Annotated in this window: 26 protein-coding genes; 10 read left to right on the plus strand and 16 right to left on the minus strand. The window is 68.6% G+C overall.

All coding sequences use genetic code 11. From position 1 onward, the window contains the following. Positions 1-7: 7 nt before the first annotated feature. The 3 genes from hisH to hisB are packed head-to-tail and all read right to left on the minus strand — an operon-like array spanning position 8 to position 1,780. Positions 8-670: an imidazole glycerol phosphate synthase subunit HisH gene (gene hisH, locus J2W78_RS16435; RefSeq protein ID WP_253372195.1), complete on the minus strand. Its 663-nt coding sequence runs from the start codon at positions 668-670 to the stop codon at positions 8-10. Next, complete coding sequence (locus tag J2W78_RS16440) at positions 667-1,170, minus strand: DUF2628 domain-containing protein (protein ID WP_253372197.1); 504 nt, start codon at positions 1,168-1,170, stop codon at positions 667-669. Before J2W78_RS16440 ends, hisH begins: the two co-directional genes overlap by 4 nt. A 22-nt stretch (positions 1,171-1,192) precedes the next feature. After that, positions 1,193-1,780 (minus strand): imidazoleglycerol-phosphate dehydratase HisB, encoded by a 588-nt coding sequence (gene hisB / locus J2W78_RS16445; protein WP_060769995.1) that lies wholly within the window; start codon positions 1,778-1,780, stop codon positions 1,193-1,195. A gap of 237 nt (positions 1,781-2,017) precedes the next feature. Between hisB and J2W78_RS16450 the strand changes: the two genes are divergently transcribed. Then, a complete protein-coding gene (locus tag J2W78_RS16450; protein WP_253372198.1) occupies positions 2,018-2,923 on the plus strand; it encodes a metallophosphoesterase in 906 nt (301 codons plus the stop codon). 35 nt (positions 2,924-2,958) lie between these two features. Then, complete coding sequence (locus tag J2W78_RS16455) at positions 2,959-3,222, plus strand: YARHG domain-containing protein (RefSeq protein ID WP_253372200.1); 264 nt, start codon at positions 2,959-2,961, stop codon at positions 3,220-3,222. Positions 3,223-3,352: 130 nt separating this feature from the next. Here J2W78_RS16455 and J2W78_RS16460 read toward each other — a convergent pair whose 3' ends face one another. The 4 genes from J2W78_RS16460 to petA all read right to left on the minus strand — a co-directional run bounded on the left by J2W78_RS16460 (position 3,353) and on the right by petA (position 7,226). After that, a complete protein-coding gene (locus tag J2W78_RS16460; protein ID WP_253372202.1) occupies positions 3,353-4,228 on the minus strand; it encodes an S-methyl-5'-thioadenosine phosphorylase in 876 nt (291 codons plus the stop codon). Between the two features lie 207 nt (positions 4,229-4,435). Next, positions 4,436-5,329 (minus strand): cytochrome c1, encoded by an 894-nt coding sequence (locus tag J2W78_RS16465; RefSeq protein ID WP_253372203.1) that lies wholly within the window; start codon positions 5,327-5,329, stop codon positions 4,436-4,438. Between the two features lie 21 nt (positions 5,330-5,350). Next, positions 5,351-6,643: a cytochrome b gene (locus tag J2W78_RS16470; RefSeq protein ID WP_253372205.1), complete on the minus strand. Its 1,293-nt coding sequence runs from the start codon at positions 6,641-6,643 to the stop codon at positions 5,351-5,353. 34 nt (positions 6,644-6,677) lie between these two features. Then, on the minus strand, positions 6,678-7,226 hold the full coding sequence (gene petA, locus J2W78_RS16475; RefSeq protein WP_253372207.1) for a ubiquinol-cytochrome c reductase iron-sulfur subunit: 549 nt from the start codon (positions 7,224-7,226) through the stop codon (positions 6,678-6,680). A gap of 406 nt (positions 7,227-7,632) precedes the next feature. Between petA and J2W78_RS16480 the strand changes: the two genes are divergently transcribed. Next, positions 7,633-8,913: an O-acetylhomoserine aminocarboxypropyltransferase gene (locus J2W78_RS16480; RefSeq protein WP_253372209.1), complete on the plus strand. Its 1,281-nt coding sequence runs from the start codon at positions 7,633-7,635 to the stop codon at positions 8,911-8,913. 3 nt (positions 8,914-8,916) lie between these two features. Here J2W78_RS16480 and J2W78_RS16485 read toward each other — a convergent pair whose 3' ends face one another. Genes J2W78_RS16485 through J2W78_RS16495 form a run of 3 tightly spaced genes read right to left on the minus strand, consistent with a single transcriptional unit; the run spans position 8,917 to position 11,904 of the window. Continuing rightward, on the minus strand, positions 8,917-9,774 hold the full coding sequence (locus J2W78_RS16485) for a formyltransferase family protein (protein ID WP_253372211.1): 858 nt from the start codon (positions 9,772-9,774) through the stop codon (positions 8,917-8,919). Further along, positions 9,774-10,541, minus strand: a complete 768-nt coding sequence (locus J2W78_RS16490; protein ID WP_253372213.1) for an SDR family NAD(P)-dependent oxidoreductase — start codon at positions 10,539-10,541, stop codon at positions 9,774-9,776. The genes J2W78_RS16485 and J2W78_RS16490 overlap by 1 nt, the downstream gene beginning before the upstream one ends. Positions 10,542-10,596: 55 nt before the next feature. After that, positions 10,597-11,904, minus strand: coding sequence for a capsule biosynthesis protein (locus tag J2W78_RS16495; protein WP_253372215.1), 1,308 nt, complete (start codon positions 11,902-11,904; stop codon positions 10,597-10,599). Positions 11,905-12,257: 353 nt separating this feature from the next. On the opposite strand from J2W78_RS16495, the gene J2W78_RS16500 reads away from it, so the two are divergent. From J2W78_RS16500 to J2W78_RS16515, 4 genes are all read left to right on the plus strand, one after another. After that, complete coding sequence (locus J2W78_RS16500; protein WP_253372218.1) at positions 12,258-14,204, plus strand: capsular polysaccharide export protein, LipB/KpsS family; 1,947 nt, start codon at positions 12,258-12,260, stop codon at positions 14,202-14,204. Positions 14,205-14,211: 7 nt separating this feature from the next. Then, on the plus strand, positions 14,212-15,696 hold the full coding sequence (locus J2W78_RS16505; RefSeq protein ID WP_253372220.1) for an LTA synthase family protein: 1,485 nt from the start codon (positions 14,212-14,214) through the stop codon (positions 15,694-15,696). 181 nt (positions 15,697-15,877) lie between these two features. Next, positions 15,878-17,050, plus strand: coding sequence for a polysaccharide biosynthesis/export family protein (locus tag J2W78_RS16510; protein ID WP_253372222.1), 1,173 nt, complete (start codon positions 15,878-15,880; stop codon positions 17,048-17,050). A 318-nt stretch (positions 17,051-17,368) separates the two neighbouring features. Next, positions 17,369-18,493, plus strand: coding sequence for a branched-chain amino acid ABC transporter substrate-binding protein (locus tag J2W78_RS16515; protein WP_253372224.1), 1,125 nt, complete (start codon positions 17,369-17,371; stop codon positions 18,491-18,493). Between the two features lie 9 nt (positions 18,494-18,502). On the opposite strand, the gene J2W78_RS16520 is transcribed toward J2W78_RS16515, so the two are convergent. After that, positions 18,503-19,078, minus strand: coding sequence for a tyrosine phosphatase family protein (locus J2W78_RS16520; protein WP_253372226.1), 576 nt, complete (start codon positions 19,076-19,078; stop codon positions 18,503-18,505). Positions 19,079-19,212: 134 nt separating this feature from the next. Between J2W78_RS16520 and J2W78_RS16525 the strand changes: the two genes are divergently transcribed. Together J2W78_RS16525 and J2W78_RS16530 are read left to right on the plus strand one after the other, a co-directional pair. Further along, positions 19,213-20,343, plus strand: coding sequence for a TRAP transporter substrate-binding protein (locus J2W78_RS16525; RefSeq protein ID WP_253372228.1), 1,131 nt, complete (start codon positions 19,213-19,215; stop codon positions 20,341-20,343). Positions 20,344-20,869: 526 nt separating this feature from the next. Next, entirely contained in the window at positions 20,870-22,273 is a 1,404-nt protein-coding gene (locus J2W78_RS16530; protein WP_253372230.1) for a deoxyribodipyrimidine photo-lyase, read from the plus strand. Between the two features lie 36 nt (positions 22,274-22,309). On the opposite strand, the gene J2W78_RS16535 is transcribed toward J2W78_RS16530, so the two are convergent. From J2W78_RS16535 to mtgA, 4 genes are all read right to left on the minus strand, one after another. After that, positions 22,310-23,389 (minus strand): IS630 family transposase, encoded by a 1,080-nt coding sequence (locus J2W78_RS16535; protein ID WP_253372232.1) that lies wholly within the window; start codon positions 23,387-23,389, stop codon positions 22,310-22,312. Between the two features lie 68 nt (positions 23,390-23,457). Further along, complete coding sequence (locus tag J2W78_RS16540; protein ID WP_253372234.1) at positions 23,458-23,763, minus strand: GyrI-like domain-containing protein; 306 nt, start codon at positions 23,761-23,763, stop codon at positions 23,458-23,460. A 57-nt stretch (positions 23,764-23,820) separates the two neighbouring features. Further along, on the minus strand, positions 23,821-24,063 hold the full coding sequence (locus J2W78_RS16545) for a hypothetical protein (RefSeq protein WP_253372236.1): 243 nt from the start codon (positions 24,061-24,063) through the stop codon (positions 23,821-23,823). An 83-nt stretch (positions 24,064-24,146) separates the two neighbouring features. Continuing rightward, a complete protein-coding gene (gene mtgA, locus J2W78_RS16550) occupies positions 24,147-24,932 on the minus strand; it encodes a monofunctional biosynthetic peptidoglycan transglycosylase (RefSeq protein ID WP_253372238.1) in 786 nt (261 codons plus the stop codon). A 36-nt stretch (positions 24,933-24,968) separates the two neighbouring features. Here mtgA and J2W78_RS16555 point away from each other — a divergent pair, with 36 nt between their 5' ends. Continuing rightward, complete coding sequence (locus J2W78_RS16555) at positions 24,969-25,931, plus strand: polyprenyl synthetase family protein (protein WP_253372240.1); 963 nt, start codon at positions 24,969-24,971, stop codon at positions 25,929-25,931. 4 nt (positions 25,932-25,935) lie between these two features. Here the strand turns inward: J2W78_RS16555 and J2W78_RS16560 are convergent, their stop codons facing one another. Then, entirely contained in the window at positions 25,936-26,364 is a 429-nt protein-coding gene (locus tag J2W78_RS16560) for a thiol-disulfide oxidoreductase DCC family protein (RefSeq protein WP_253455022.1), read from the minus strand. Positions 26,365-26,369 lie beyond the last annotated feature (5 nt).

The raw sequence follows: 26,369 nt of genomic DNA on the forward strand, positions 1-26,369 counted from the left end.
GCGGCCCTCAGGGGCGCCAGCGCAGGAAGTTGCCGAGGAGCGCGAGGCCGAGGCGCTGGCTCTTCTCGGGGTGGAACTGGGTGCCGGCCATATTGTCATGCGCGACCATGGCCGTGACCGGCCCGCCATACTCGGCATGGGCGACCACGTCGGCCGGCTCGGCGGCCTTCAGCGCGAAGCTGTGGACGAAGTAGGCGTGGAGCCCGCCCTCCCCGATCGCGATGTCGCGCAGCAGCGCGTGCTCACGGTCGAGCTGCAGGGTGTTCCATCCCATATGCGGGATCTTGAGCGCCGGGTCGGCCGGCTCGATCGGGCCGACATCGCCAGGAATCCAGTTCAGGCCCGCGGTCTCCTCGTATTCGAGACCGCGACTCGCCATCAGCTGCATGCCGACGCAGATGCCGAGGAACGGCTTGCCCTGCACCCTGACGGCCTCGGTCATGGCCTCGACCATGCCGGGCACCGCATCGAGGCCGCGGCGGCAATCGGCATAGGCGCCAACACCGGGCAGCACCACGCGGTCGGCCCCGGCCACCGCTTCCGGCACGTCGGTGACGACGATGCGGGTGCCGTCGAGCCCGGCCTCGCGCGCCGCACGCTCGAACGCCTTCGCCGCCGAGTGGAGATTGCCCGATCCGTAATCGATGATCGCGACGGTCTGCTCGCTCACCGTCCACCCTCGCTCGCGGGGAAAAGACCGATCACCGCGTCATCGCCGCGGCGATGCGTCGGGCGGATCACGGCCGACGTGGGGAAACCCGTCGTGGCGCTGCCCGGAACCGGTTCGGCATCGAGCCACCGAGCGGCGGCCTTCAATTCGGCCTCTTCCTGCGAGTTCGCCATCACCGCGTCCAGAGCAGGCTTGCCCCGACGGCCATAGGTCCAGCGGCGCAAGCTCGACGCCTCCATGCCGATCAGCAGGCTCACCAGCCCCGTCACGATCAGCGCCGCGAACGGCGAAAGGCCGAGAGCCCGGCCCGCGAACGCCAGCCCGACGAGCCCCACCAGCACGAGGAGCGCCGCGAGCCAGAGGCGGTGGCGCAGGAACCACAGCACCGTGAACGCGAAGGCGTTCCACGAGAAGCCGTCGCGCACGAGATGCGCCTGTTCCAGTGCCCGCGGGTCACCCCGAACCGAGCCTTCGGGAACGTGCAGCGTGTAGGTCCGCATTCTCGCTCCTCCTCAAATGGTCTCAGAGCGATCCCTTGGTGGAGGGAACGCGTCCGTCCTCACGCGGGTCGATGGCGACGGCCTTCCGCAAGCTCCGGGCCAGCCCCTTGAACACGCTCTCGGCGATGTGGTGCGCGTTCTCGCCGTAGAGCGTCTCGACGTGCAGCGTGATGCCGGCATTCATCGCGAAGGCCTGGAAGAACTCCCGGACCAGCTCGGTGTCGAACTGGCCGATCTTCTCGACGCGGAAGCTCGTGCGGAACACGAGGAACGGGCGGCCGGAAATGTCGATCGCGATGCGGCTCAGCGTCTCGTCCATCGGCAGGTGGATGTCGGCGTAGCGGGCGATGCCGCGCTTGTCACCGAGCGCCTGAGCCACCGCCTGGCCCAGCGCGATGCCAGTATCCTCGGTGGTGTGGTGTTGATCGACGTGCAGGTCACCGGCGACCTTGATCGTCACGTCGAACAGGCCGTGCCGGGCGAACAGCTCCAGCATGTGGTCGAGGAAGCCGACGCCGGTCGCGATCGCGGCCTTGCCGGTGCCGTCGAGATCAATCGAGACGGACACGTCGGTCTCTGCCGTGCGGCGGCTGATGCTGGCTGTACGCATCGGATACGGGCGTCTGATCCTGAAAACGGACGGCGGGCCTTCAGCGGCCGGCCGGGCCTGCCTTGTAGTGTGGTTTTGCCCGGTGGGGGAAGGGTCTTGAAGGGTCTTGCTTGAGGGGGCTTGCTGAAGGGTCCTGGCGGCGATCCCGCGTGAACCGCCCCGGGAAGCCGCCCGGCGTCATTCGCCGGTCATGCCGGCGCGCCAGCCTGCCGGGCTCACCGATGCCGAGAAGCCGCCATGCTGTCCCGCCGTTCCGTCCTCGCCGCCAGCGCCGCGCTCCTTGCCGGCCGCGCCGGAGCCGCCGACGGGCCCCTGCGCTTCGGCGTGATCGCCGATCCGCAATATGCCGAGGCGCCGCCCAACCTGACGCTCGGCCGCTACTACGCCAACAGCCTCGACAAGATGCGCGCGGCGGTCGCGACCCTGAACGGGGAGGATCTGCGCTTCGTCGTGACGCTCGGCGACGTCATCGACCGCGACGTGGCGAGCTACGAGAAGATCCTGCCGATCTACCGGACGCTGCGCCACGAGACCCGGTTCCTGCTCGGCAATCACGACTTCCAAGTGGCGCCTGAAGATCTCGGGCGGGTGCCGGGCCTGCTCGGCATGGAGGGGCCGTACTACGACTTTGCAGTCGCCGGCATCCGTTTCATCGTACTCGACGGTAACGATGTCTCGCTGTTTGCCCCGCCACCGGACGATCCGCGCCGGAGGCTGGCTGCGGAGCGCCTGGAGCAGGCCAATGCGGCCGGCCTCGTCAACGCCAAGCCCTGGAATGGGTCGCTCAGTGAGTTACAGTTCACGTGGCTGGAGCGCCGGCTGGCGGCGGCGCGGAAGGCCGGCGAGCGGGTCGTCGTGCTCAACCATTACCCCATCGCGCCCGACAACCCGCACAATCTCTGGGATGCCGGCCGGATCACGGGGCTGCTCGCGGGGCAGCCCCACGTTATCGCCTATTTCAACGGCCACAATCATGCGGGCAATTACGCCGAGCGCGACGGAATCCACTACGTCAACTTCCACGGCATGGTAGACACGCCGGACAGCTCGGCCTTTGCCGTGGTGGAGATCGCGGGCGACCGACTGGAAATCCGCGGGTTCGGCCGCGAGCCGAGCCGCTCACTGACCCTCAAGACCGCCTGAGGACGCCCGTGCTCCGACGGCTCGGAGCCCCATCGATGCGTTTCCTCGCCGCGGCCATTCTCGTGTCGCTCACGGCCTCGCCCGCCCTGGCGGCCTTCCCCTGCGACGAGCTGTGGGGCGAGCGCAACGCGATCTACAAGGATGCGGGCTACTGCTTCCGCACCGAGCGGGCGATCCGCGCCTTCGGCAATTCCGGCTGCAAGTACGACGCGCTGGCCGATGTGCCGCTCTCCGCCCGCCAGCGCGCCGACATCGCCGATATCCAGCGCCAGGAACGCGAGAACGGCTGCGCACGCTGATGTCTTGTGAAGCCGCCCGCCGTCACGGCGGGTGGAGCGAAGCCGTCGAGGGCCGCAACGCAACCGGGTGAGATGCCCGGCTTGAAGCGTCGCGGCCCGGATCGCTTCGGCTCCGCCCCGCGATGACGGTTCAGCCCTTCAGCACACGCCCGGCCACCGCGTCGAGCTTGGCCAGCAGCTCCGGATCACGGTGCGCGGGCGCCGTCATGATCGCGCCGTCCAGCGCCCGGTGCGAGCCCGCCGGGCAATCCTCGCGCTCGGCCGGAAAGTCGCGGGCAACGCGGGAGACGAGCTGGGCCGCCTTGTCGGCGTTGGCGCGGGCGACGGCGATCACCGAGGCGACGTCCACGCTGTCGTGGCTCGGGTGCCAGCAATCGTAGTCCGTCACCATGGCGATGGTCGCGTAGGTGATCTCGCCCTCGCGGGCGAGCTTGGCCTCGGGCATGTTGGTCATGCCGATGACGTCGAAATTCGCCGCCTTGTAGTGCTTCGACTCGGCCATCGAGGAGAATTGCGGCCCCTCCATGCAGACATAGGTGCCGCCCTTGTGCACCGTGATGCCCTCGGCTTCCGCCGCGGCGGCGATGCGCCGCTGCAGCAGCGGCCCGACCGGATGAGCGAAGGGCACGTGGGCGACGCAGCCATTGCCGAAGAACGAGGTCGCGCGCCCGAAGGTGCGGTCAACGAACTGATCGACCAGAACGAACAGGCCGGGATGCAGCTCGTTGCGGAACGAGCCGCAAGCCGAGAGCGAGACGATGTCGGTGACGCCCGCGCGCTTCAGCACGTCGATGTTGGCGCGGTAGTTGATGCCCGTGGGTGAGAAGCGGTGGCCGCGCCCGTGGCGGGCCAGGAACACCACCTTGGTCTCGCCGATGCGGCCGATGCGCAGCGCGTCGGAGGGCTCGCCCCAGGGCGACGTGATCGCCTCCTCGCGGACATCCTCCAGGCCGGGCAGGTCGTAGACGCCCGAGCCGCCGATCACGCCGAGAACCGCTGCCGTCATGCAAGAATACCCTTGTCTATGGGCCAAGCCGAAAGGCACGCTGCGCATCTGCTGCGCGCAGGGCGCCGTCAGTCCCGGCGGTGATATTTTTTGAATGGGCCCGGATCGGTTCGTCCGGTGCTGGGGAACCTTTAACGTAGGCATTCCCCGACACGCAAACGGGCCCGCGAGGGGCCCGTTCGTCGGTTCGACCGTGGGAGCGCTGGCTCAGTAGGTCTTATGCAGCTCGGGCTGGAGGCCGTGCACCTCGCCGCCGACCTTCTTCCAAACCTGCTTCTTCACGTAGAACAGCAGACCCGCCAGGACGAAGAGGAACAGGATCACCCGAAGGCCCAGAGACTTGCGGGCCATCATGTGCGGCTCGGCCGCCCAGGCCATGAAGGCCGACACGTCGCGCGAGTACTGGTCCGCCGTCTCCGGCACGAACAGTTCGCCCTTGTCGTTCTTCGGGTATGTGACCTGGCCGTCGCTGATCGGCGGCGGCATCGCGATCACGTGGCCGGGATAGTATTTGTTGTAGTAGCCGCTCTCAGGCATCGTGAAACCCTTGGGGGCGTCCTCGTAGCCGGTCAGGAGCGCGTGGATGTAATCGACGCCCTGCTCGGAATAGCCGGTGAAGGGCAGCGCATCGAACACGAAGAGCGGGAAGCCGCGCTCGTAGGTGCGGGCTTTGGCCAGCACCGAGAAGTCCGGCGGCGCCTTGCCGCCATTGGCTGCCGCAGCCGCCTTATCGTTCGGGAACGGCGACGGGAAGCGATCGGCCGGACGGGCCGGACGCTCCTTCTCGGCGCCGGAATCGTCGAGTTCCTTGACGCTGTAGGTCTCGGCGAGTGCCTTGACCTGCCCCTCGGTGAAGCCGGGTCCGCCCGGCTCCGCGAGGTTGCGGAAGGCGACCAGCCGCATGGAGTGACAGTTTGCGCAGACTTCCTTGTAGACTCGGAAGCCGCGCTGGAGCTGCGCCTGGTCGAAGCGGCCGAACATGCCGGCGAAGGACCACTTCTCCCGCGGCGGATTGGTGCCGTGTCCGTCCTCGGCCAGAGCCGAGCCGGCACCGAGGGAGGCCGCGAGCAGGGTCGCGGCGGCGAGGCGTGCGATGCGCATCGTTGTTCTCTCCCTCAGCCCTTAGGCGCGCTTGGCGGGTTCGGCCGCAGCACCCGCGGGCATGCCGGATCCGCTCACCTGCTTACCCGGACCGGTCACGGTCTCGAGGATCGAGCCCGGCAGGCGGTCAGGCGTCTCGAACAGGCCGACCAACGGCATGACGATGAGGAAGTGGGCGAAGTAGTAGACGGTGCAGATCCGCGAGGCGAGGACGTAGCCGCCTTCCGGGGGCTTGGCGCCGAGCCAGCCGAGGATGATGGCGTTGACCAGGAACACCCAGAAGAACACCCGGTAGACCGGACGGTAGTTGCAGGAGCGAACCCGCGAGGTGTCGAGCCAGGGCGCGAAGGCCAGGATCAGCACCGCGCCGAACATCAGGATCACGCCGCCGAGCTTGTCCGGCACCGCGCGCAGGATCGCGTAGAAGGGCAGGAAGTACCATTCCGGCACGATGTGCGCGGGCGTCACCGACGGGTTGGCCGGGACGTAGTTGTCGGCGTGGCCGAGATAGTTCGGCTGGTAGAAGATGAACCACGCGAACAGGATCATGAACACCACCACCGCGAACACGTCCTTGATGGTCGCGTAGGGGGTGAAGGGCACGGCGTCCTTGCTCGACTTGATCGGGATGCCGGCCGGGTTGTTCTGGCCCGTGACGTGCAGCGCCCAGACGTGCAGGACGACGACGCCGGCGATCATCCACGGCAGCAGGAAGTGCAGCGAGAAGAAGCGGTTGATGGTCGGGTTGCCGACCGAGTAGCCGCCCCAGAGCAGGCTCTGGATCGTGTCGCCGACGACCGGAATCGCCGCCAGGATGTTGGTGATGACGGTGGCGCCCCAGAAGCTCATCTGGCCCCACGGCAGGGTGTAGCCGAGGAAGGCGGTGGCCATCATCAGCAGGTAGATGATGACGCCGAGCAGGTAGAGCACCTCGCGCGGGGCCTTGTAGGACCCGTAATAGAGGTTGCGGAAGATGTGGACGTAGACCGCCACGAAGAACATCGACGCGCCGTTGGCGTGCGCGTAGCGCAGGAGCCAGCCGTAATTCACGTCGCGCATGATGTGCTCGACGCTCTCGAACGCATTGCTGGCGTTCGGATCGTAGTGCATCGCCAGCCAGACGCCGGTGATGATCTGGATACCCAGGAACGCGATCAGGATCGCGCCGAAGGTCCAGAAGTAGTTGAGGTTACGCGGAACCGGGAAGGCGACGAAGGACGAGTGCACCAGCCCAACCAGCGGCAGCCGTGACTCGAACCACTTCGCGAGGCGGCTCTTGGGTACGTAGGTCGAGGTCGCGTGTGCGCTGCTCATCGGTTTGCCCGCTCCGGCTTCTCGTGTCCTGTTGTCAGGCGACCGCCTTGCCGCCCTCTTCGCCGATCTTGATCTTGGTATCGGTCTCGAAGGCGTAGGGCGGAATCGGCAGGTTGGTCGGCGCCGGGCCGCGGCGCACGCGGCCGACAGCGTCGAACTGCGAGCCGTGGCAGGGGCAGGACCAACCCTCGTAATTGCCGGAATGGCCGATCGGCACGCAGCCGAGATGGGTGCAGTTGCCGTAGCTGACGAGCCACTGATCGTGGCCCTTCTTCACCCGGGATTCATAGGAAGCCGGGTCGATCATCTCGGAGAGCGGCACGGCCTTCATGTCCGTGACTTCCTTCTCCGTGAGCTTGCGCACGAAGATCAGCTTGCCGCGCCAGAACACGTTGACGATCTGGCCGTCCTGGATCGGTGTGAGGTCCACGTCGAGCGGCGCACCGGCCGCGACGGTCGCCGCATCGGGCGCCATCGAGGCCACGAAGGGCCACGCCACCGCGCCCGCCCCGACGGCCAATCCCGCGCCGGTCGCGAGGAACAGGAAATCTCGCTTGGTGCCCTGAGGCCCTTCGTCCGCCAAGGTGGTCCTCCCGTCAGCCGCCGCGCCGAGCCTTTCTGGGCAGCGCTCCGGCGACTTCGCCCGCGCGCACCTTGAAGGCTTTCAAATTCAAAATCTGACGCAACGGCAGACACCATCGCGCCGGGGCAATCAATGCGACCGTGGGTCACCGGATTACCGTTTGGTTCGCGCGGCTCTGTGACATGGCAGATGCGAACATGTCTAGACTGCTGCGCTTGAGCGCTGTGCAGTGCCGCAACGTTCCCTTCCGATCGTCACCCCTGCGCACCATCCCGGTGTCGCGGCCCGCATCGGAGTCCACATTCCCGAACAGCGCTCCATGCCGAAGGGAGAGGTCGCATGCCACGGCGGCGCTTGCACCGCCGAAGAGCAGGAGCGTAAACGACGCGTCTTGAGGAGTTTTCCGATGACCGACCGCCAGCCCGGCTTCAACACCCTCGCGATCCACGCCGGCGCGACCCCCGACCCGGCCACGGGCGCGCGGGCGACGCCGATCTACCAGACGACGAGCTTCGTCTTCGACGACGTGGACCACGCCGCCTCGCTGTTCGGGCTCCAGGCCTTCGGCAACATCTACACCCGGATTACCAACCCGACGAACGCCGTGCTGGAGGAGCGCATCGCCGCGCTCGAAGGCGGCACCGCCGCGCTCGCCGTCGCCTCGGGCCACGCCGCCGAGTTCCTGACCATGCACGCGCTGATGCAGCCGGGCGACGAGTTCATCGCGGCCAACAAGCTCTACGGCGGCTCGATCAACCAGTTCAATCACAGCTACAAGAACTTCGGCTGGCAGGTGGTCTGGGCCGATACCGACGATCCGGATTCCTTCGAGCGGGCGATCACCCCGCGCACCAAGGCGATCTTCTGCGAATCGATCGCCAATCCCGGCGGCGTCATCACCGACATCGCCGCCCTCAGCGTCATCGCCAAGCGCCACAACATCCCGCTCATCGTCGACAACACGATGGCGACGCCGTACCTGATCAAGCCGTTCGAGCATGGCGCCGACATCGTCGTGCATTCGGCCACCAAGTTCCTCGGCGGTCACGGCAATTCCATCGGCGGCCTCATCGTCGACGGCGGCACGTTCCAGTGGCAGGGCGATGCGCGCTACCCGATGCTGTCGGAGCCGCGGCCCGAATATGCCGGCATGGTGTTGGCCGAGACCTTCGGCAATTTCGGGTTCGCCATCGCCGTGCGCGTGCTGTCCCTGCGCGACCTCGGCCCGTCGCTGTCGCCATTCAACGCCTTCCTGATCCTCAACGGCATCGAGACCCTTCCGCTCCGGATGCAGCGCCACTCCGACAATGCCCTGAAGGTGGCGACCTTCCTCGCGGACCACGCCGATGTCGATTGGGTGAGCTATCCCGGCCTCACGAGCGACCGCTATCACGCACTCGCGCAGCGCTACACGCCCAAGGGCGCGGGTGCCGTGTTCACCTTCGGTCTCAAGGGCGGCTACGAGGCGGGCGTCAAACTGGTCTCGAACCTCCAGCTCTTCAGCCATCTCGCCAATATCGGCGACACCCGCTCGCTGGTGATCCATCCGGCCTCGACCACGCATCGCCAGCTGACGGACGAGCAGAAGCGGTCGGCGGGCGCCGGCCCCGAGGTCGTCCGCCTCTCGATCGGCATCGAGGATGCGCAGGATCTCATCGACGATCTCGACGCCGCCCTTCGGACGTAAAGCTCACTCCTTGCGGGACAGCGTTAGCGCGTCCCGCAGGTCCTGCCCGTCGGTAAGGAGCCGACCCTCACGGCGCATCCGCGCCAACAGCGCCCGGTCGGGAAAGCCGCAATAGGGCAGCACCGGAACGGTGCGGCCCGCCGGAATCGCCCCTTCGGCGGCAATCTGGCCGAGCACGCGATCGACCATGAGGCGGCCGTGCTCGTGCAGCCGCACGGCCGCGCGGGTGGCGGTGGTGCCGTCGGGCAGCGCGACGGCTTCCTGGGCCAGGATCGCCCCGGCATCGATCGTGGGCGCGAGGCGGTGGACGGTGACGCCGAACGCCCCCTTCCCGTCCGCCAGCGCGTGGATCGTCGGCACGGGCCCGCGATGGAGCGGCAGCAGGCTCGGATGGAGGTTGATCCCGCCGAGCCGAGCACGCGCGAGCGTGGCCGCGGACAGAATCTGGTCGAAGTGGAAGGTGACGATCAGGTCGGGCGCGTGCGCCGCAAAGCTTCTGCCGATATCATCGCCGTTCACGTCATCGACCCACAGAGTCGGAATTCCGAGCCCGTGACACAGAGCGGCGAGCGGCGTCGCCTCGGGCGTCCCGCGGCTGCCGCCGAGGCGCTGGGTGAGGGGCGCGAGCGGGCGGAGCAGGTCCGGCAGCCCGAAGTTCACGCCGAGATAAGGAAGGAAGCCGGGGCCGGACCGAGCGAGATGCCGCCGGACCTGACCGACGAGCCCGCCGGTTGCCGGCCGCTCGGCGTTGGAGAGGCCGACGAAAGCGATCTCACCGGCGTGATCCGCCACGAAGCGACGCACCGCGCGGGCGTTCGGCAGCGCCTCCAGGGCGAACAGGGCGATCCGGAGGGGCGGCATCACCGCCGCGCCCGGTTACGGAATCGAAAGCCGCTCAGCCCGGCGCTGCGCAGCGATTCGGGCACCAACAGCGCGCCACGGGCGAGCGCGGCGAGGATCGCCGGGAAGGCGATCACGTCCTGATTGCGCTCCAGCCCGCGGGCGATGCGGGCGGCGGCCTCGTCCGCCGTCATCTCCAGGGGGCGCCAGCCCTTGATGACGCCGCCCATCGGCGTCTTGACGTAGCCCGGCGTCACGACGCTGAGGCGCACACCGAGGGGCTTCAGCTTCTGGCGGAGCGCGAGACCATGAGCGAGCAAAGCCGCCTTGGCGCCGCTATAGGCCGGCGCGTCGGGCAGCGGCGCGTAGGCGGCCAGCGAAGAAATCAGCGCGATCTGTCCCCGGCCGCGCCCACTCATCAGGGTCACGCAGGGCAGCATCACGTTGAGCGCGCCGGTGAGATTGATATCCGCCGTCTCGAAGGCCGTCGCCTCCGTCTCCAAGCCGCCGGATGGGTGCCCCCCGTTGACCGCCGCGTTGACGATGACGAGATCGAGGGGTGTCGCCGCATCGGTCTCGTGGATCCAGGCGCCGACCGCCTCCCGCTCGCGCACGTCGATCAGCCGCGTCAGCACCTCGGCGCCTCGCGTCCGGCACTCCTGCGCCACCGCCTCCAGCCGCTCCCGGTCGCGGCCCGTGAGCCTGAGGCTCGCGCCGGTCCCGGCGTAGAAGCGTGCGAGGGCTGCGCCGATGCCGCTGGAGGCACCGGTGATCAGGATGACGGTCAAGGAGAGAGGTCTTTCCGCTGAGGAGCCGGGTCGTGACCGTGTCGAAGGCCGGCGGTCAAAAGGCGGGGGAGAGGCTTCCGTCGCGCCCGGCCTGTTCCAGCGTGTCGCGGGCGGCGGCCAGCGCGGCAGGCGGAAGTGCCGCCTCAAGACGCGGCACGGCGCCGGCCACGGCCCGCTCGATCGCCGAGCGGGAGAAGTAGCCGCCATTGATCTGAGTACGGTTCATGACGACCCGGAAGAAATCCTGCATCAGTGCGGCGTCGGGTGCCTGAGGGTTACTCCAGAAGGTGTCGATGTCGCCCTGATGGGTCAGGCCCGGCATGTTGTAGACCGCCGAGCCGAAGGCCAGCGTCGGCCGTCCGCGCTCGAGGGCGAGCATCCCGACGGTGGAGTTCACGAGAACGACGCCGCGGCTGCCGTCGATGAGCTTGGGCAGGTCGCCGCCGTCGATGAAGTCGAGCCGGTCGTTGCAGCCGTGGCGCTTGGCCGATTGGCGGGCGCGCTTGCGCCAGTTCATGATGCCGCTGTCGAGCGGGTGCAGCTTCACCAGGAGCCGCGTCGGCGCCTGCGAATGCTTGGCGAAGGAGGCGATCACCCGGTCCATGAAGCCCTCGACGCCGAGGAACGGCGAGTGGACGCGGATCTGGTAGTCGCTGTCGAGCTGGAGCGGCAGCAGGAAATAATCGGCGTTGATCGCGTGGTAGATCTCGTTCACCCGCGCCGCCTCACGGCGGGTGCGGCGGCGGCGCACGAACTTCCGGATCCAGCCGGCATATTCGGCGGCGATGTGGTTCGGCCGGTGGGTGCGAAAGCCCGGATAGAGGTACGGAAAGCCGATATTGGCGATGTTGAAGCCGATATCCCACAGGCTGCGCCGGCCCATGTCTCCGGTCAGCGGCATGGCCCGTCCAGGCTGCGGCAGCTTGCGCGCCAGCTCCCGAATCTCTTCAGCCCGCTTCGGCAGGGTCGAGTTGCCGTTCACCCCGCCTGCCTCGCAGGTGATCCAGTAGGGCCGGATGTAGCCCTCCTCGAACACGTGGATGCGCACGCCCATCGGCTTGGCGACGAGCACCGCAGCCTGATGGTAGGGTCGGCAATCGCCGAACAGCACGATGTCGGTGACGGCGTGCGTGCGGATATAGGCTTCGAGGTAGGCGTCCCAGCCGTCGCGCTTGCCGCGGTAATGGTCGGCGGGGAAGGGCCAGAACAACCAGTCGCCGGCCGAGAAGTTGATGCGGCGGACGCCGTGGCCGCGCTCGCGCAGAGCGTTTCCGAGGACCGAGAAGAACGGGGACGCGATCCCCTGCAGGAACAGGAACGTGGCGGCGCAGGGGCCTATGGCATGGGCACGAGGCTGCGACATTCCCAGGCGCTCAATCCCTAGTCGTGAAGCGGTGTGCGCTGCACCATCCGGCCGAACGCCTCTCACAACAGCCCCGCGAACGACAACCGCTGCGCGAAGCAACCGAGAGAATTTGCAGCCTCCGTTGCCGATCGATCACGCCACGACTGTGACGATCAGTCGAGGCACCTCTCGCGCCAGATTGCGGCTCCGATATGTCGGGTGCAAATCCATCCCCGGAAAAGTGCATTCTTCACAGCCGCTGCCGAAGCGCGCCGTACCGACGCATGGGAAGTTGCAGCCCATGTTCGAACCGGCCTGGGCCAAGGACGGGGCTTGGGCTATGGAGCGGGCCTCACCATGATCGACAGGCCATGACCGACCTGCGCCCCATCGAGTCGCACGGGGATACCGGGCTGCCCCGCTCCTACCTGCCGCTCGGCCGGACGGTCCGGCTTCTGCGCGCGCAGATCGAGGCGGCAACGGGTGCGGCGCTGACCTTCCGCTCCCCCGGCCCGCCGGCTTTGTGGTCTGCCGCGCCGGACGGCAAGGCGGTTCTGCGGGTCGCGCCGGGCCCGCTCCTCAGCCCCTACGATTCGCCGCAGACCGGCCTTTCGAGCCTTCGCCTCAGCTATGCCGGCCAGCCCCTCGGAGGCGAGCCCCCCTCCCCGGATTTCGGCGACCTTCTGCGCGCGCGCGGGCTCGCCGGCTTCAACCGGTTCGCCCGCTCGCTTCCGGATGTCGCGGCGGACCTCTTCTCGGGAGAAACGCGGCCCGCTCTCGCCCTGATCGATCCGCAAACCGCCGCCTCGGGCGCGACCCTGCGAAGTTTCCTGACACGGCTTCTCACCCAGAATCCGGGGACGCGCTTCGTCGCCGCCGGCCCCGACGGATGTCCGCCGGACGGGGCGCCCACCGATCCGCGGCTCACCGTGATCCCCGCCCCGGCCGATCCGTGGCTGCTGTTTCCCCTCGCGGCGCGCATCCACGTGGCGCGGTGGGATGCGGCCTGCGAGCCGGCGCTGGCCCACTTCGAGGCCCATGGCCCCGACCCGGCTACGGGTCCGCGCCCGGCCGATGCGGCGGCGTTCCTGGCGCTCCGTTACGGCGTCGGCGTGCACGGCTTCGATCCGTGGACGCGCCGGCCGATTCCGCTCGCGGATGCGGTGGAACGCGTGGCGTGGCTGCGCGACCGTTTCCTCGGCAATGAGCGCCGCGTCGTCCTCGTCGGCGTGTCCGGCTGGAAGCGCGCCGCGCTCGATGTCTTCGCCACCGGGCCGGCGGGAGCACCGCTCCACACGATGACCGCGGGCGAGGCGGTGGCGCTCGCCCGCGCGCAGGGCGGCCGGGTCCAGGCTTGGGCGACCCGCTGCCCGGAACAGCTTCCGCGCCTCTGCGCTGAGGCCGGTCTGCCCTTCGCACGGATCGAGGACGGATTCCTGCGCTCGGTCGGGCTCGGCGCCAGCCTGGAGCCGGGCGCCTCCATCGTCGTGGACGATCTCGGCATCTACTACGACCCGCGGGTGGAGAGCCGGCTCGCCCGCACGCTGAAAGAAGCCGAGTTCCCGGCCGGGTTGACCGCTCGCGCCGCTGCCCTGCGCGAGTCGATCGTGGCGCGGCGCCTGAGCAAGTACAATGTCGGCCTCGAAGGCGTGGGCGAGGACTGGCCCACGGACCGGCGAATCGTGCTGGTGCCGGGCCAGGTCGAGGACGACGCCTCGGTGCTGACCGGTTCACCGCAGGTGCGCGGCAACCTCGCCCTGCTGCGGGCCGCCCGCGCCCGTAACCCGGACGCGTTCCTGCTCTACAAGCCGCATCCCGATGTCGAGGCCGGGTTCCGGCCCGGCACGATCCCGGAGGAGGAGGTGCGGCGGCTCGCCGACCGCGTCGTTGGCGGCCTGTCCATCGTCGACCTGCTCGACCGCTGCCACCACGTCGAGACCATGACCTCGCTGGCCGGCTTCGAGGCCTTGATTCGCGGACTGAGCGTCGCCGTCCACGGCCGCCCCTTCTACGCGGGCTGGGGGCTGACCGAGGATCTGGCACCGGGGGCCGACCGCGGCCGCACGCTGTCCCTCGACGCCCTGGTGGCGGGAGCGCTGATCCTCTACCCGCTCTATCTCGATCCGGTGGCGATTAAGCCGTGCACGCCGGAGCAACTGCTCGACCGGCTCAGCGAGGCTCGGGCCGCAGCGCCGCCCTCGCGTCTCGCCCTCGGCGCAGTCCGTCACGCGACGATGCGGCTGCGTTACGCCCTGATCAATCCGGTCATTCGCCGCCTGCGCGCCCGCCGCGGCGTGCGCAGTGAATCCGGCCGCTGAGACGGCCATGAGCCTCGCGACCCATCTCGTGCCTCTCGCGGTTGCGCTCACCGGCGCCTTCGCCATCGAGGCGGCGGCCTCGTCGCAACGCCCGAGCCTCCGGCCGGGCGATCTGGCGATTCGGGCCGCCGGCTATGCCCTCATCACGCTATTCTGGTTCCAGTTCTCGTGGCGGCCCTGGCTCGCGGTCTCCTCCTGCCTGCTGACCCTCGCCATCCTCTCGGTGGTGGACCGGCTGAAGCGCCGGGTGATCGGTGAGCCGGTGGTGTTCAGCGACCTCGCGCTGCTCGCGCAGGTGCCGCGCCACCCTCAGCTCTATTACACCCTGCCGCTCACCGACCTTCGGATCGCCGGGCCTCTGCTCCTCGGCGTTGCCATCGTGATCGCTTGGTACGTCCTTGAACCCGCCGCGCTGCCGAGCGGGACGAGCGCATCCATCGTCGCGATGCTAGGCCTACCGGCAGCGCTGGCGGCTCTCGCGCTCGCGGGCCTGACACCGCCGGGGCAGAGGACCTTGCGCCACATCTTCCCGCAGCCCGACCTCGCCCGCGACGTCGCCCGCTACGGGCTCGTCGCGACGATGATGGGCTACGGGCTGCGCCGCCTCGGCGAGGAAGATGCGCCGCCGGTGCTGGCGTATGGTCACGGCAGCCCCGACGACGAGGTCATCGTGGTCGTCCAGCTCGAATCCTTCCTCGATCCGGCCCGTCTCGGCGGTCCGGATCTTCCGGCGATGGCGCGGATCCGGGCGCAGGCAGCACAGTACGGCCGGCTCGCGGTGCCGGCGCACGGCGCCTACACCATGCGTTCCGAGCACGCCGTGCTCACCGGCCTCGGCCCCGAAAGCCTCGGCTTCGGCCGCTACGACCCCTACCTCGCGCGCAAGGGCGAGGAGCCGACCAGCCTCGCCCGGCTCGCCCGCGCCGCCGGGTTCGAGACGGTGTTCGTGCATCCGTTCCACCGCGACTTCTTCGATCGGGCTCGGGTGTTTCAGCGCCTCGGCTTCGAGCGCCTCGTCATGGAGGAGGATTTCTCCGATGCCCCTCGGATCGGCCCCTATATCGGCGACGTCGCCGTCGCCGATCGCATCCTGGCGGAGGTGGCAAACGGCCAAGGGAGCAAGACGGGGCGCACGTTCGTGTTCTCCGTCACGATGGAGAATCACGGGCCCTGGAAGCCCGGCCGGCTCACCGGCATCGACGAGCCGCTGGCGCAGTACCTCCACCATGTCGCCCATACCGGCCAAGCGATCGAGCGACTGATCGACGGACTCGCCGGGCGGCGGGCGACGCTCTGCGTGTTCGGTGACCATGCGCCGTCGCTGCCCGACCTCCGCCCGCCGGAGTCCGGCCCGATGGCGACGGACTACGCGCTGTTCCGTTTCGGCCGGGAGGGCGGCCCGGCCCCCGCCCGGATCGATCTCACCGCGGGCGAGCTCGGCTGTGTCCTGCGGGACGCCGTCACCCCGAAACGTTCAGGATTTGGGGGATAAGCGTAGCCGTGCCACGGTGGTGACGCATTGCTGCGTGAGCCCTCGCCGGCCGTCGGCGCATCGTACGCGTCAATCAAGATCAGGCCGGGGCCCGTATTCAATGAATCGCAGTGACTGCGTGGCTACCGGGAAGGGGACGGACGTGGCTCTACGCCCTGCCTCGACCCGGATGGAGTCTCCGATGAAGTGCGCTGCGGCCCTGGCGATCCTTGCCGCCTCCCTGGCGCTTCCGGGATGCTCGGTCCTTCCGGCCGCGGGGCCGACCACCTCGGCGATCGAGGGCGGCGCCGACGTCGCCACCGCCGAGGGCCTGTTCGCCCGCTACGAGATCATCGACATCACCCCCGCCCTCGTCGAGGCCCTGCGCACCCGCCCCCTCGACAGCCTCCTCGTCACCTTCGGCGACCATCGCCCCTCGGTCGAGCCGGTGATCGGCGTCGGCGACTCGGTGGCGGTTCAGGTCTGGGAGGCCGGGGCCGGCGGCCTGTTCTCCGGCCCGCTCGTCTCCGACCGCTTCTCGGCCGGATCGAAGTCCGCCACGATCCCCGAGCAGGTGGTCGGGCCCGACGGCGGCATCACCGTTCCTTACGCCGGCCGGATCAAGGTCGTCGGACGCCGCACCCAGGACGTCCAGGCGCTGATCGAGACCGAACTCGCCGGCAAGGCGATCCAGCCGCAGGTGCTCGTTTCCGTCACCAAGCCGGTCTCGCAATCGGTCACCGTCTCCGGCGAGGCGGCCATGGGCAAGCGCGTGCCGCTCTCGGGCCGCGGCGACCGCTTGCTCGACGTCATCGCCCAGGCCGGCGGCGTGCGCACCCCGGTGGCCGAGACCTTCGTGCGCCTGTCGCGCGGCAACCGCACCGTTACCGTGCCGATGACCACGGTGGTCTCCAACCCGCGCGAGAACATCTTCGTGCGTCCCGACGACACCCTGACCCTGGTGCGCGATCCGCAAACCTTCCTCTCGGTGGGCGCACTCGGCAACACCACCGAGGTGCCGTTCACGGCGGACGGGCTGACGCTGTCGCAGGCGCTGGCACGGGCCTCCGGTCTGCGCGAGACCCAGGCCGACCCAGCGGGCGTGTTCATCTTCCGCTACGAGCCGGCAGCGGTAGTGCGGCGGCTGCGGCCTAACTCGCCGCTCCTGGCCTCACCGCAGGTGCCGGTGGTGTACCGGGTGAACCTGCGCGACGCGCAGGGGATGTTCCTGACCCAGAGCTTCCGCATGCGGAACCGCGATCTCGTCTACGTATCGAGCTCGCCGTTCGCGGAACTGGGCAAGGTGCTGAGCGTGTTCTCCACCGTGGCCTCGCCCATCGCGGCGGGCGCCTCGATCTACACCGTCACGCGGTAGAGCATCGTCCCGAAAGGTGGTCGCCGGCTTTCGGAAACAGACGATGCGAGAACGAAAGCCTAGCGCATCGTCCGGGTGGCGTGTGGTTGCGGATGGACCCTGCACGTTCGCTCCCCCGCGAAAGTCCGCCCCGTTTCGTCGAGATCGCGACTTGCCAAAGGCCCAGCCCGCGTCATTCCATGCAGCGAAGGTGATGTCGGATGCGCGGCTGTGCCGGCCCCGGAACGGGAGCCTGCACAGGATGGCTGTCCTGACAGACGACAACGGTCCGGACCGGCAGACCTTGGCAAAGGGGCAGCGGGCTGGGAAAGAGGCGCCATGACGGTCCGACGCCCCCACGCCCTCGGTTCGGCCTCGCTCGCGCTGCTGGCCGGGCTCCTCCTCTCGGCCGCGCCGGCCGCGGCGGAGGTCAAGGTCGGCGTCGCGGTGCCGCGCACCGGGCCCTACGTCACCGTCGGCGCTCAGGTGCTGCGCGGCGTCGAGGCGGCGGCGCGGGATGCCAACGCGAAGGGGGGCATCGATGGCGAGCCCATCGTGCTCGACGTACAGGACGATTCCTGTGATTCGAATCAGGCCGTGGCGGTGGCCAACCACTACGTGAACACGGGTGTCCGCCTCGTTGTCGGCCATGTCTGCTCGAATGCGTCGCTTGCAGCCTCCGATGTCTACGCCGCCAACGGAATCGTGATGATCACCGCGGCCTCGGTCGCTGCCAAGCTGACCGATCGCGGCCTGCCGACGATCTTCCGGGTCTGCGGCCGGGACGACGACCAGGCCAAGCTCTCGGCCGCGATCCTGGCCGAGCGGTTCCGCGACCGGAGGATCGCCATCCTCAACGATCTGTCGCCGGCCTCGCGCACCCTCGCGGCGGCGACCAAGGACAACCTCAACCGCATCGGCGTCAACGAGGCGATGGCGACGGCCTTCCAGCCGAGCGATGCGGACGACGTGGCCCTCGCCGACCGGTTGAAGGCGGCGAATATCGACGTGGTCTATTACGGCGGCGACGCGCAGGAGATGGGCCGGCTGGTCCGCATCGCGGCCGAACGGGGCTTTCGCCCGCAATGGTTCGGCACCTCGGCCATCGCCACGCCGGACTTCGCCAAGATCGCCGGCCCTGCCAGCAACGGCGTGCTGATGACCTTCTATCTCGATCCGAGCCGCAAGACGGAGGCGCAGGGCGTGGTGGCCGAGTTCAAGGCACACGGCGTCGAGGCCGACGGCTCGATGATCTACGGCTATGCCGCGCTCCAGACGCTGGTGGAGGCCGGTAACTTCGCCCACAGCACGGAGCCAGCGCCGATCGCCAAGGCCCTGCACGGCGAGCGCTTCGATCTGGTGCTCGGACCCGTCGGCTTCGACAACAAGGGCGACATCACCGCCCAGGGCTACGTGCTCTACGTCTGGCGCGACGGCAACTTCACGCCGGCCAAATCGAACTGAAGCGGACCGTCAGTCCCGCAGGGCCGCGTCCACTTCCGCGCCGCGGCCGAGGTCGCGCATCACTTGATCGAGATGCGGGCGCTTGCGCAATTGCAGCGCGTGCAGACGGCGCACCGCCTCGCTGAGGCTGCCCTGCCGCCCGAGCATCTCGTCGGCAAATGCGATTATGCGCGCGTTCGGCCAAGCCTTCTCCCGCTGCGCGTGGAGGCGGGCGATCAGGTCTTGCGCCGGCGTGTCGGGCTCGGCCTCGGCGAACAGGGTCGCGAGGGCCGCGGTCGAGCGCGAGATGCCAACATGGCAGTGGACGAGGATGTGGACCTCACCGCCATCGGCGATGGCGTCACGGCCGAAAGCGAGGATCTTCTCGACGTCCTCGCGCTCCGGCAGGACGACGCCCGGCGCCGGCTCGATGGCATCGTGGAAGCGCAGGATGGTGCGCCGATGGGTGCCGTAGGCACCGAACGCCTCCGGGTCCGCCCGATCAGGATCGAGGATCGACAGGACGTGGCTGACGCCGCGAGCCTGGTGCTCGACGAGTTCGTCGAGGCCGCAGACGGTGTGGAGGTGGAGCTTTTCGGTGTTCACACCGAGCCTGCTATCACGCCGCGCCACGCGAGGCGACCGGGCGTGCCCCGGTTTCCGGATGGCGGGCTTCACGTGTATGGCAACGGTCGGCCCACGGAAGGGCGTTCGAGCGATCGGGACGAGCCGGGAGATCCATGGAAAAGCCCCTGCCGAAGTCCGTGCCGAAATCCTTGCAGCGCCGCGCCGTGCTGACCGCCGGCCTCGGTGCCGGATTGAGCGCTGGAACGCTGGCGAGCCCGGCCCAGGCCCAGCAACCCGCGCCGGAGCTGCGCTGGCGCCTCGCCTCGGGCTATGCGCGCAACCTCGACATCCTGTTCGGCGCCTCCGAGAGCCTTGCGAAAGCGGTGGCCGAGGCGACCGACGGGCGCTTCCAGATCCAGGTCTCGGCCGCGGGCGAGTCGGTCCCCACCGAGGGGCTGCTCGACGCAGTCGGCGGCGGGAAGACCGAGATGGGCCACGCCCCGGCGAGCTTCGGCATGGCGAAGAACTCAGCCTTCGCCCTCGCCACCGCGATGCCGTTCGGGCTCAACGCCCGCGGCCAGAACGCGTGGTGGCTCCAGGGTGGCGCGGCGGAGTTGTTCGTCGAGATCTTCGCCAAGAACGGATTAGTGGCTTTGCCCGGCGGCAATACCGGGGCGCAGATGGGCGGCTGGTTCCGCAAGGAGATCAAGACGGTCGGCGAACTCCAAGGTCTCAAGCTGCGCATCGGCGGGCTCGGCGCCACGGTGCTGGCCAAGCTCGGCGCCACCGTGCAGGCGACGCCGGGGCCGGAGATCTATGCCGCGCTGGAGAGCAAGGCGCTCGATGCGGCCGAATGGATCGGCCCGCACGACGACGAGAAGCTCGGCCTCCAGAAGATCGCGCCGGTCTACCATTATCCCGGCTTCTGGGAGGGCGGCGCGCTCCTGCATTTCTGGATCAACGCCGACGCCTGGAAGGGCCTGCCCAAGTCGTACCGGGCCATTCTTCAGGCCGCCGCGGCGCAAGTGAATGCCGACGTCCAGGCCCGCTACGACGCGCGCAACCCGCAGGCCCTGCGCCGGCTCGTTTCGGGCGGCGCGCAGCTGCGTCCCTTCCCGCAGGACGTGATGGAAGCCGCGCTCAAGGCCTCGAACGAGGTCTATGCCGACCTCTCGGCCAAGAACCCGGACTTCAAGCGGATCTACGACGCGATGAAGACCTTCCGGAACGAGGAATACCTCTGGTTCCAAGTGGCCGAATACACCTACGACAACTTCATGATCCGCGCCCGCGCCCGCGGATGATCGCCCCCGGACTCAGGACAAAAAAAAGCCGCCCGTGAGGGCGGCCCGAAGTCTAGGGAGGAAACGCCCAAGGAGGGCAGCGGGAGGCAGACGCCGTCTGCGTTCCCGCAATGCACAAAGTGATCTTTGCCCTGAATTTTGCAAGACGCTTGGCCGGCAATGGTCGCGTTTGCGCGTGCGGAGGCACACGTCGGCCGGGGTCTGTCACTCAAATGCCGCAGATGAATTCGAGGCCTGAGTGTAATGGATCACCGCGATCTATGCAGTAAATTGAACTGCGCCCATTGTTTTCGCGCACGACAAATTCCTGAACGGGTTGGCGATTTCTGATCCGCAGCCGGCGACGCACGGAGGCGGGGAGCGCGTCGGGCCGAGCCCGATGCAACGTTCTTGGCGCTGACGCATTCCCTGCCCCGAACGGGACGTCCGACCCGCGAAATGGAAGGCGGGGCCCGAATCGGCGCGTCCGGTTGCCTCGGCGGAGACGGACCGAACAGAAGCAGCCGAGACGGGGCGTTTTCGAACCATGGCGATCCAACCGGCCCGCATCCGGGTGCTGAACGACGTTCCGCCACGCGAGGGCGCCGATCACGTGCTGTACCTGATGCAGCAGGCCATGCGCGTTCCGTTCAATCCGGCGCTGGAACTCGCGATCGAGGAGGCCAACCGCCTCGAACTCCCGCTTCTCGTCTGCTTCGGCCTGCTCGACGGCGCCAACGGCTTCCCCGAGGCCAATGCCCGGCACTACGCCTTCCTGCTCCAGGGGCTCGCCGACGCGGCGGCCGCCCTGGAGAAGCGCGGCATCGCCTTTTTCGTACGCCGGGCGACGCCCGCCGAGGTCGCCGTCGACCTCTCGGACAAAGCCGCGCTGCTGGTGCTCGACCGCGGCTACCTCGCGATCCAGAAGCGTTGGTACGATGAGATCGAACGCGCGGCGCGATGCCGGATCGTCCAGGTCGAGGGCGATGTGGTGGTGCCGGTCGAGACCGCCTCGACCAAGCACGAATACGCCGCCCGCACCCTGCGCCCCAAGCTCCGGAAGCTCTGGGACGAATACCTCGAACCCGTCAAACCGCGCAGGGTCGATCACCCGGCCGACGGGCTGCTCAAGCGCTTGAAACTGAAGGACGGGCTCGACGTCTCGGACCCGGACAAGCTTCTCGCGAAGCTGACGCTCGACACCACGGTCGGCCCGGTGAAGCGCTTCCGCGGCGGCTACACCGAGGCCGCCGGGCATCTCAAGCGCTTCGTGAAGGACGCGTTCGCCGGCTACGGCGCCGGCCGCAACAAGCCGGAGGCGGGGGCGGCCTCCCACATGAGCCCCTACCTGCATTTCGGGCACATCTCACCGGTCGAGATCGCACTGGCGATCCGCGCCGCCAAGGACGGCGACCCCGACGACCGCTCGGCTTATCTCGAGGAGCTGATCGTGCGGCGCGAGCTGGCGATGAACCACGTCTTCCACACGCAGGGCTACGACGACTACGCCCGCGCCGTGCCCGACTGGGCCCGCAAGACGCTGGCCGAGCATGCCGACGACGAGCGCCCGAAACTTTATTTCGAAGAGGAGCTGGCGGAGGGGAAGACTCACGACCATTACTGGAACGTCGCCATGCGCGAGATGCGCGAGACCGGTTACATGCACAACCAGCTCCGCATGTACTGGGGCAAGAAGATCCTCGAATGGTCGCCCTCCCCGGAGGAGGCATTCGCCCGGACGCTGCGGCTCAACAACCGCTACTTCCTCGATGGGCGCGACGCGAACTCCTTCACCAACGTTGCCTGGATCTTCGGGCTGCACGACCGCCCGTGGCAGACCCGGAAGATTTTCGGGAGCGTGCGCTACCAGAGCGAGAACTCGCTCAGGAAGTTCGACGCGAAGGGCTACGAGCGGGCGGTGACGCAGCTGTGCGAGGCGGAGAAGGGTTGAGGCGAAATCCGACGACGTGCGTCGCCTCCGAGGCTCCTACTGGTGCGAGTCTAACACTTGGTGCCCGCGCCTTGCGGCCTGGATGATGCGATCCGGGTCGGCGGTCCAGGTGAAGGGCTTGGGGTCGCCGTTGCTCTCGGCGATGAAGCGTTTGATGGCCGCCTGTACCTCGATCAGCGATCCGAACACGCCGCGTCGCAGGCGGCGTTTTGCGAGCTTGGCGAAGAAGCCCTCAACGGCGTTGAGCCACGAGGCTGAGGTCGGGGTGAAATGGAAGGTCCAGCGTGGGTGGCGATCGAGCCAGGCGCGGACCTTCGGGTGCTTGTGAACGGCATAGTTGTCCAGGATCGCGTGGACGATCTTGCCCGCCGGAACCGCCGCCTCGACCGCGTTGAGGAAACGGATGAACTCCTGATGCCGGTGGCGCTGCATGCAGCGGCCAATCACCTTGCCCTCCAGGATGTCCAGAGCGGCAAACAGGGTCGTCGTGCCGTGGCGCTTGTAGTCGTGGGTGCGCGTCGTCGGCTGGCCCGGCTTCATCGGCAACGGGGCCTGCGTGCGGGCGAGCGCTTGGATCTGGCTCTTCTCGTCGACCGAAAGCACGACGGCATGGGCGGGCGGATCGACGTAGAGCCCGACGACGTCACGCAATTTGGCAGCGAAGGCCGGGTCGGTAGAGAGCTTGAACTGCCGGACCCGGTGTGGCTGTAGGCCGTGCCTCCGCCAGATCCGCTGCACCGACGAAATGCTTATGGCTGTGACCTTGCTCATGGCGGCGGCCGTCCAATGCGTGGTCTCGCCGGGCGGATCTTCCTGCGTCAGAGCCACAACACGCGCCGCCACCTCCGGCCCCAGCGGCGGGATGCGCGCCGGCCGCGTCTTGTCTCGCAGGAGCCCTTCGACGCCCTCCTGCGCGAAGCGGTCCTGCCAGCGCCAGACCGCCGTCTTGGACACGGCCGCCTCACGCATGATCGCGTGCGTCCCGATCCCATCGGCGCTCAGCAGCACGATGCGAGCGCGCCAAACGTGCTTCTGCGGAGTGTTTCGATCCGCGACCAGGGCCTCTAGCCGAAGGCGATCCGAGGCGGAGAGCGTGAAAGAGATGTCACTGCGCATCCCACGAGACTCGCAGGACGGACTTCAAACCGGAACCCCGGACGGACTCAACCGTCAGGGCTGAACCACTACCGGATGGGCTGGCGCAGGATCGTCTTCAGTTTGGCGGGCTCCGTCTTGCGGGGATCGCTGAGATAGATCTCGTGATGCGGGCCGTTGAAGGTCACGCCCCGGCTCGGCATGACCTCGTCGTGCAGGTGCTTCAGCGTCGGACCTTCGTCGTCGTATCGCCCGATGTGCAGGATCTGGAGCGCCCTGCCCTCGTCGTAGGGCTCGAAGCGCATCGCGTTCGGCGGCGTTCCGAGCTTGTCACCCATCTTCGTCGCGGCAGCCTCGAACATGGTGTCCGTGACGAAATCAGGAGCCGGGATCATGACGGTCCAGCGCCAGCTTTCCTTATCGCGCCGAACGAAGCTGCCGGGATCGTCGGCTCACCAGAGCGCCTCCAACGGCGGCACGACGTAGTCCTGTCCGAGGGACTTGGCAGCGAACTTCATCGCGTAGCTGACGCCGTAGAGCCACGTGACCGCCGTGCGGTAGGACTCGGCGACATTGGGGTCGCCCTCGCCATCGACTTTGACGAAGGTCCAGGTCGGAACGTGAATTTCGGCAAACTCCCGCGTCGGTGCGCTGTAGAGTTTCTTGAAGCGCTTCTTCAGGTCGATCTTGTCCATGGATCGGCGACATCCCTCGGCACGATTGCGGTCAGGTGCCCCGGCTCTGGCCGGGCCGCTCGCCAGAGACCGGGCTCCGCCGGTCAGCGCTTCAAGCACCCCATCAGCCCATCCACCTGACCCATCCGGCTCTGGATGCGCCCGGCGATCGCCCGCACCCCGCGGGTCGGCTTGCCGGCGCTGCGCAGGATCGGGTTCGGCAGCACGGCGGCAAGCAGGGCGGCCTCGCCTCGAGTCAGGTCGCGTGCGCTCTTGCGGAACCAGTGGCGGGCGGCGGCCTCGGCCCCGAAGATGCCCTCGCCCCACTCGGCGACGTTGAGATAGATCTCCATCGTCCGGCGCTTGCCCCAGAGCGCGTCGGCCATCACCGCGAGCGGGATTTCGAGCCCCTTGCGGATGTAGGAGCGGCCCGGCCACAGGAAGACGTTCTTGACCGTCTGCATGGTGATGGTCGAGGCGCCGCGGCTCGGGCCCTCCTCGTCGTCCACCACGTCGCGCAGGGCGCCCCAATCGACGCCGTTATGCAGGCAGAAGCGCTGATCCTCGGAGGCCATCACCGCCTGGACCAGGGCGGGCGCGATCGCCTCCAGCTTCACGCTGTCCCGCTGCGCGCCCTGAAGCGTCACCCAACGGCCCAGCATCAGGGTTGAGGGCGGGGTCGCCACGCTATAGACGAGCGCGAGCGTGAGCGTGAAGGCAAGAATGGCAATGGGAGCGAGCGTGATCAGGGTGGCGGCGCGCCGCAGCCCGGTTCGACGCCTCGGGGCGGGGTTCCGCGGCGCGGGAGTCCTCGCGAGGGGCTTCGGCGAAGGAATCCTTCGCAGGTCGCGCCCGTGCCGTTCCGACTCGCTCTCCTCCGGCACCGCCACGTCGCGTCCGCCCCTCCCCGATCCAGGCCCCTTCCGATGACCTCAACGCAGGCTTCCCACCCCTCGGTCAAGGCGGACGCCTATACGGGTGACTTTACCCACAGGCTCGCCGGGGTCGCCGACACCGTCGAGACCTTCCTCGTCGATCTGCTCGGGCCGACCCTGCAAGAGGGCGAGATCGCCCGGCCGCCCCGGCTGATGGAGGCGATGCGCCACGCCGTGCTTGGCGGCGGCAAGCGCCTGCGGCCGTTCCTCGCCATCGAGACCGCGCGGATGCTCGGCGGGGCCGAGGATGCCGCGCTCGCGGCCGGCGCCGGCGTCGAACTCGTCCACTGCTACAGCCTCGTCCACGACGACCTGCCGGCGATGGACGACGACGACCTGCGCCGCGGCAAGCCCACCGTCCACAAGGCCTTCGACGAGGCCACCGCGATCCTCGTCGGCGACGCGCTTCAGACGCTGGCCTTCGAGGTGACCGCCGACCCGCGCTGGCAGCCCGATCCGGCGATCCGGGCCGAACTCGTGCTCGGCCTCGCCCGCGCCTCCGGGCTCGGCGGCATGGTCGGCGGCCAGCTTCTCGACCTCTCGGCCGAGGGGCGCTTCGGCCCGGCCACCATGGATATCGACGACACCCTGCGGATGCAGGCGATGAAGACCGGCGCGATCCTCGCCTTCTCGGTCGAGGCCGGCGCTCTCGTCGGCGGCGCGAATGCGGACGAGCGGGCGGCACTGCTGCGCTACGGCAAGGCGCTCGGCCAAGCCTTCCAGGTCGCCGACGACATTCTGGACCGCGAGGCCTCCCCGGAAGCGATGGGCAAGGCCACCGGGAAGGACAAGGAGGCCGGCAAGGCGACGCTGGTGGACCGCCTCGGCCTCGACGGCGCGCGGGCGGAGTGCGACCGGCTGGTGGCGGTTTGCGAGGAGGCGGTCGCCCCCTGGGGCGAGCGGGCGCAGGTGCTCAAGGATGCCGCCCGGTTCACCGTGGCACGCAAGGCCTGATTCGTTACTCTGGTTGCGGCGGGTCCGCCGGCCGCACGCCGTGGAAGCGGTGCCGCTGGTCCGGCGGCACCCGGGCGCAATCCTCTCGACGGCCGAACCAGCGATAGCGGTATCGCGCGACGAGGCCGTAGAGGCGATCACGCAACGGCTTCGGAACGATCCCGAACACCCGGCACCAGCGCCACGGCGCCTTGAGATGCCCCGCCACGGCGAGCGCGGCATCCGAACGCGTCAGCGCCCGCCCATCCTGAATCAGCAGGAAGGTGCCGTTGAGATCCGCTTCAGTGAAGCCGTGGCGGGCGACGAGGTCGAGCCCCTCGCCGGACCACGCGCCCATGAAGTGCAGGCTCTGGTCGCGCTCATGCGCCAGCACGAAGCGCAGCATCCCGGCGCAGAGCACGCAATCCGTGTCGAAGACGAGGGTCGGCGGCATCGGCC

Source organism: Methylorubrum extorquens, assembly GCF_024169925.1.
Taxonomy (GTDB): domain Bacteria; phylum Pseudomonadota; class Alphaproteobacteria; order Rhizobiales; family Beijerinckiaceae; genus Methylobacterium; species Methylobacterium extorquens_A.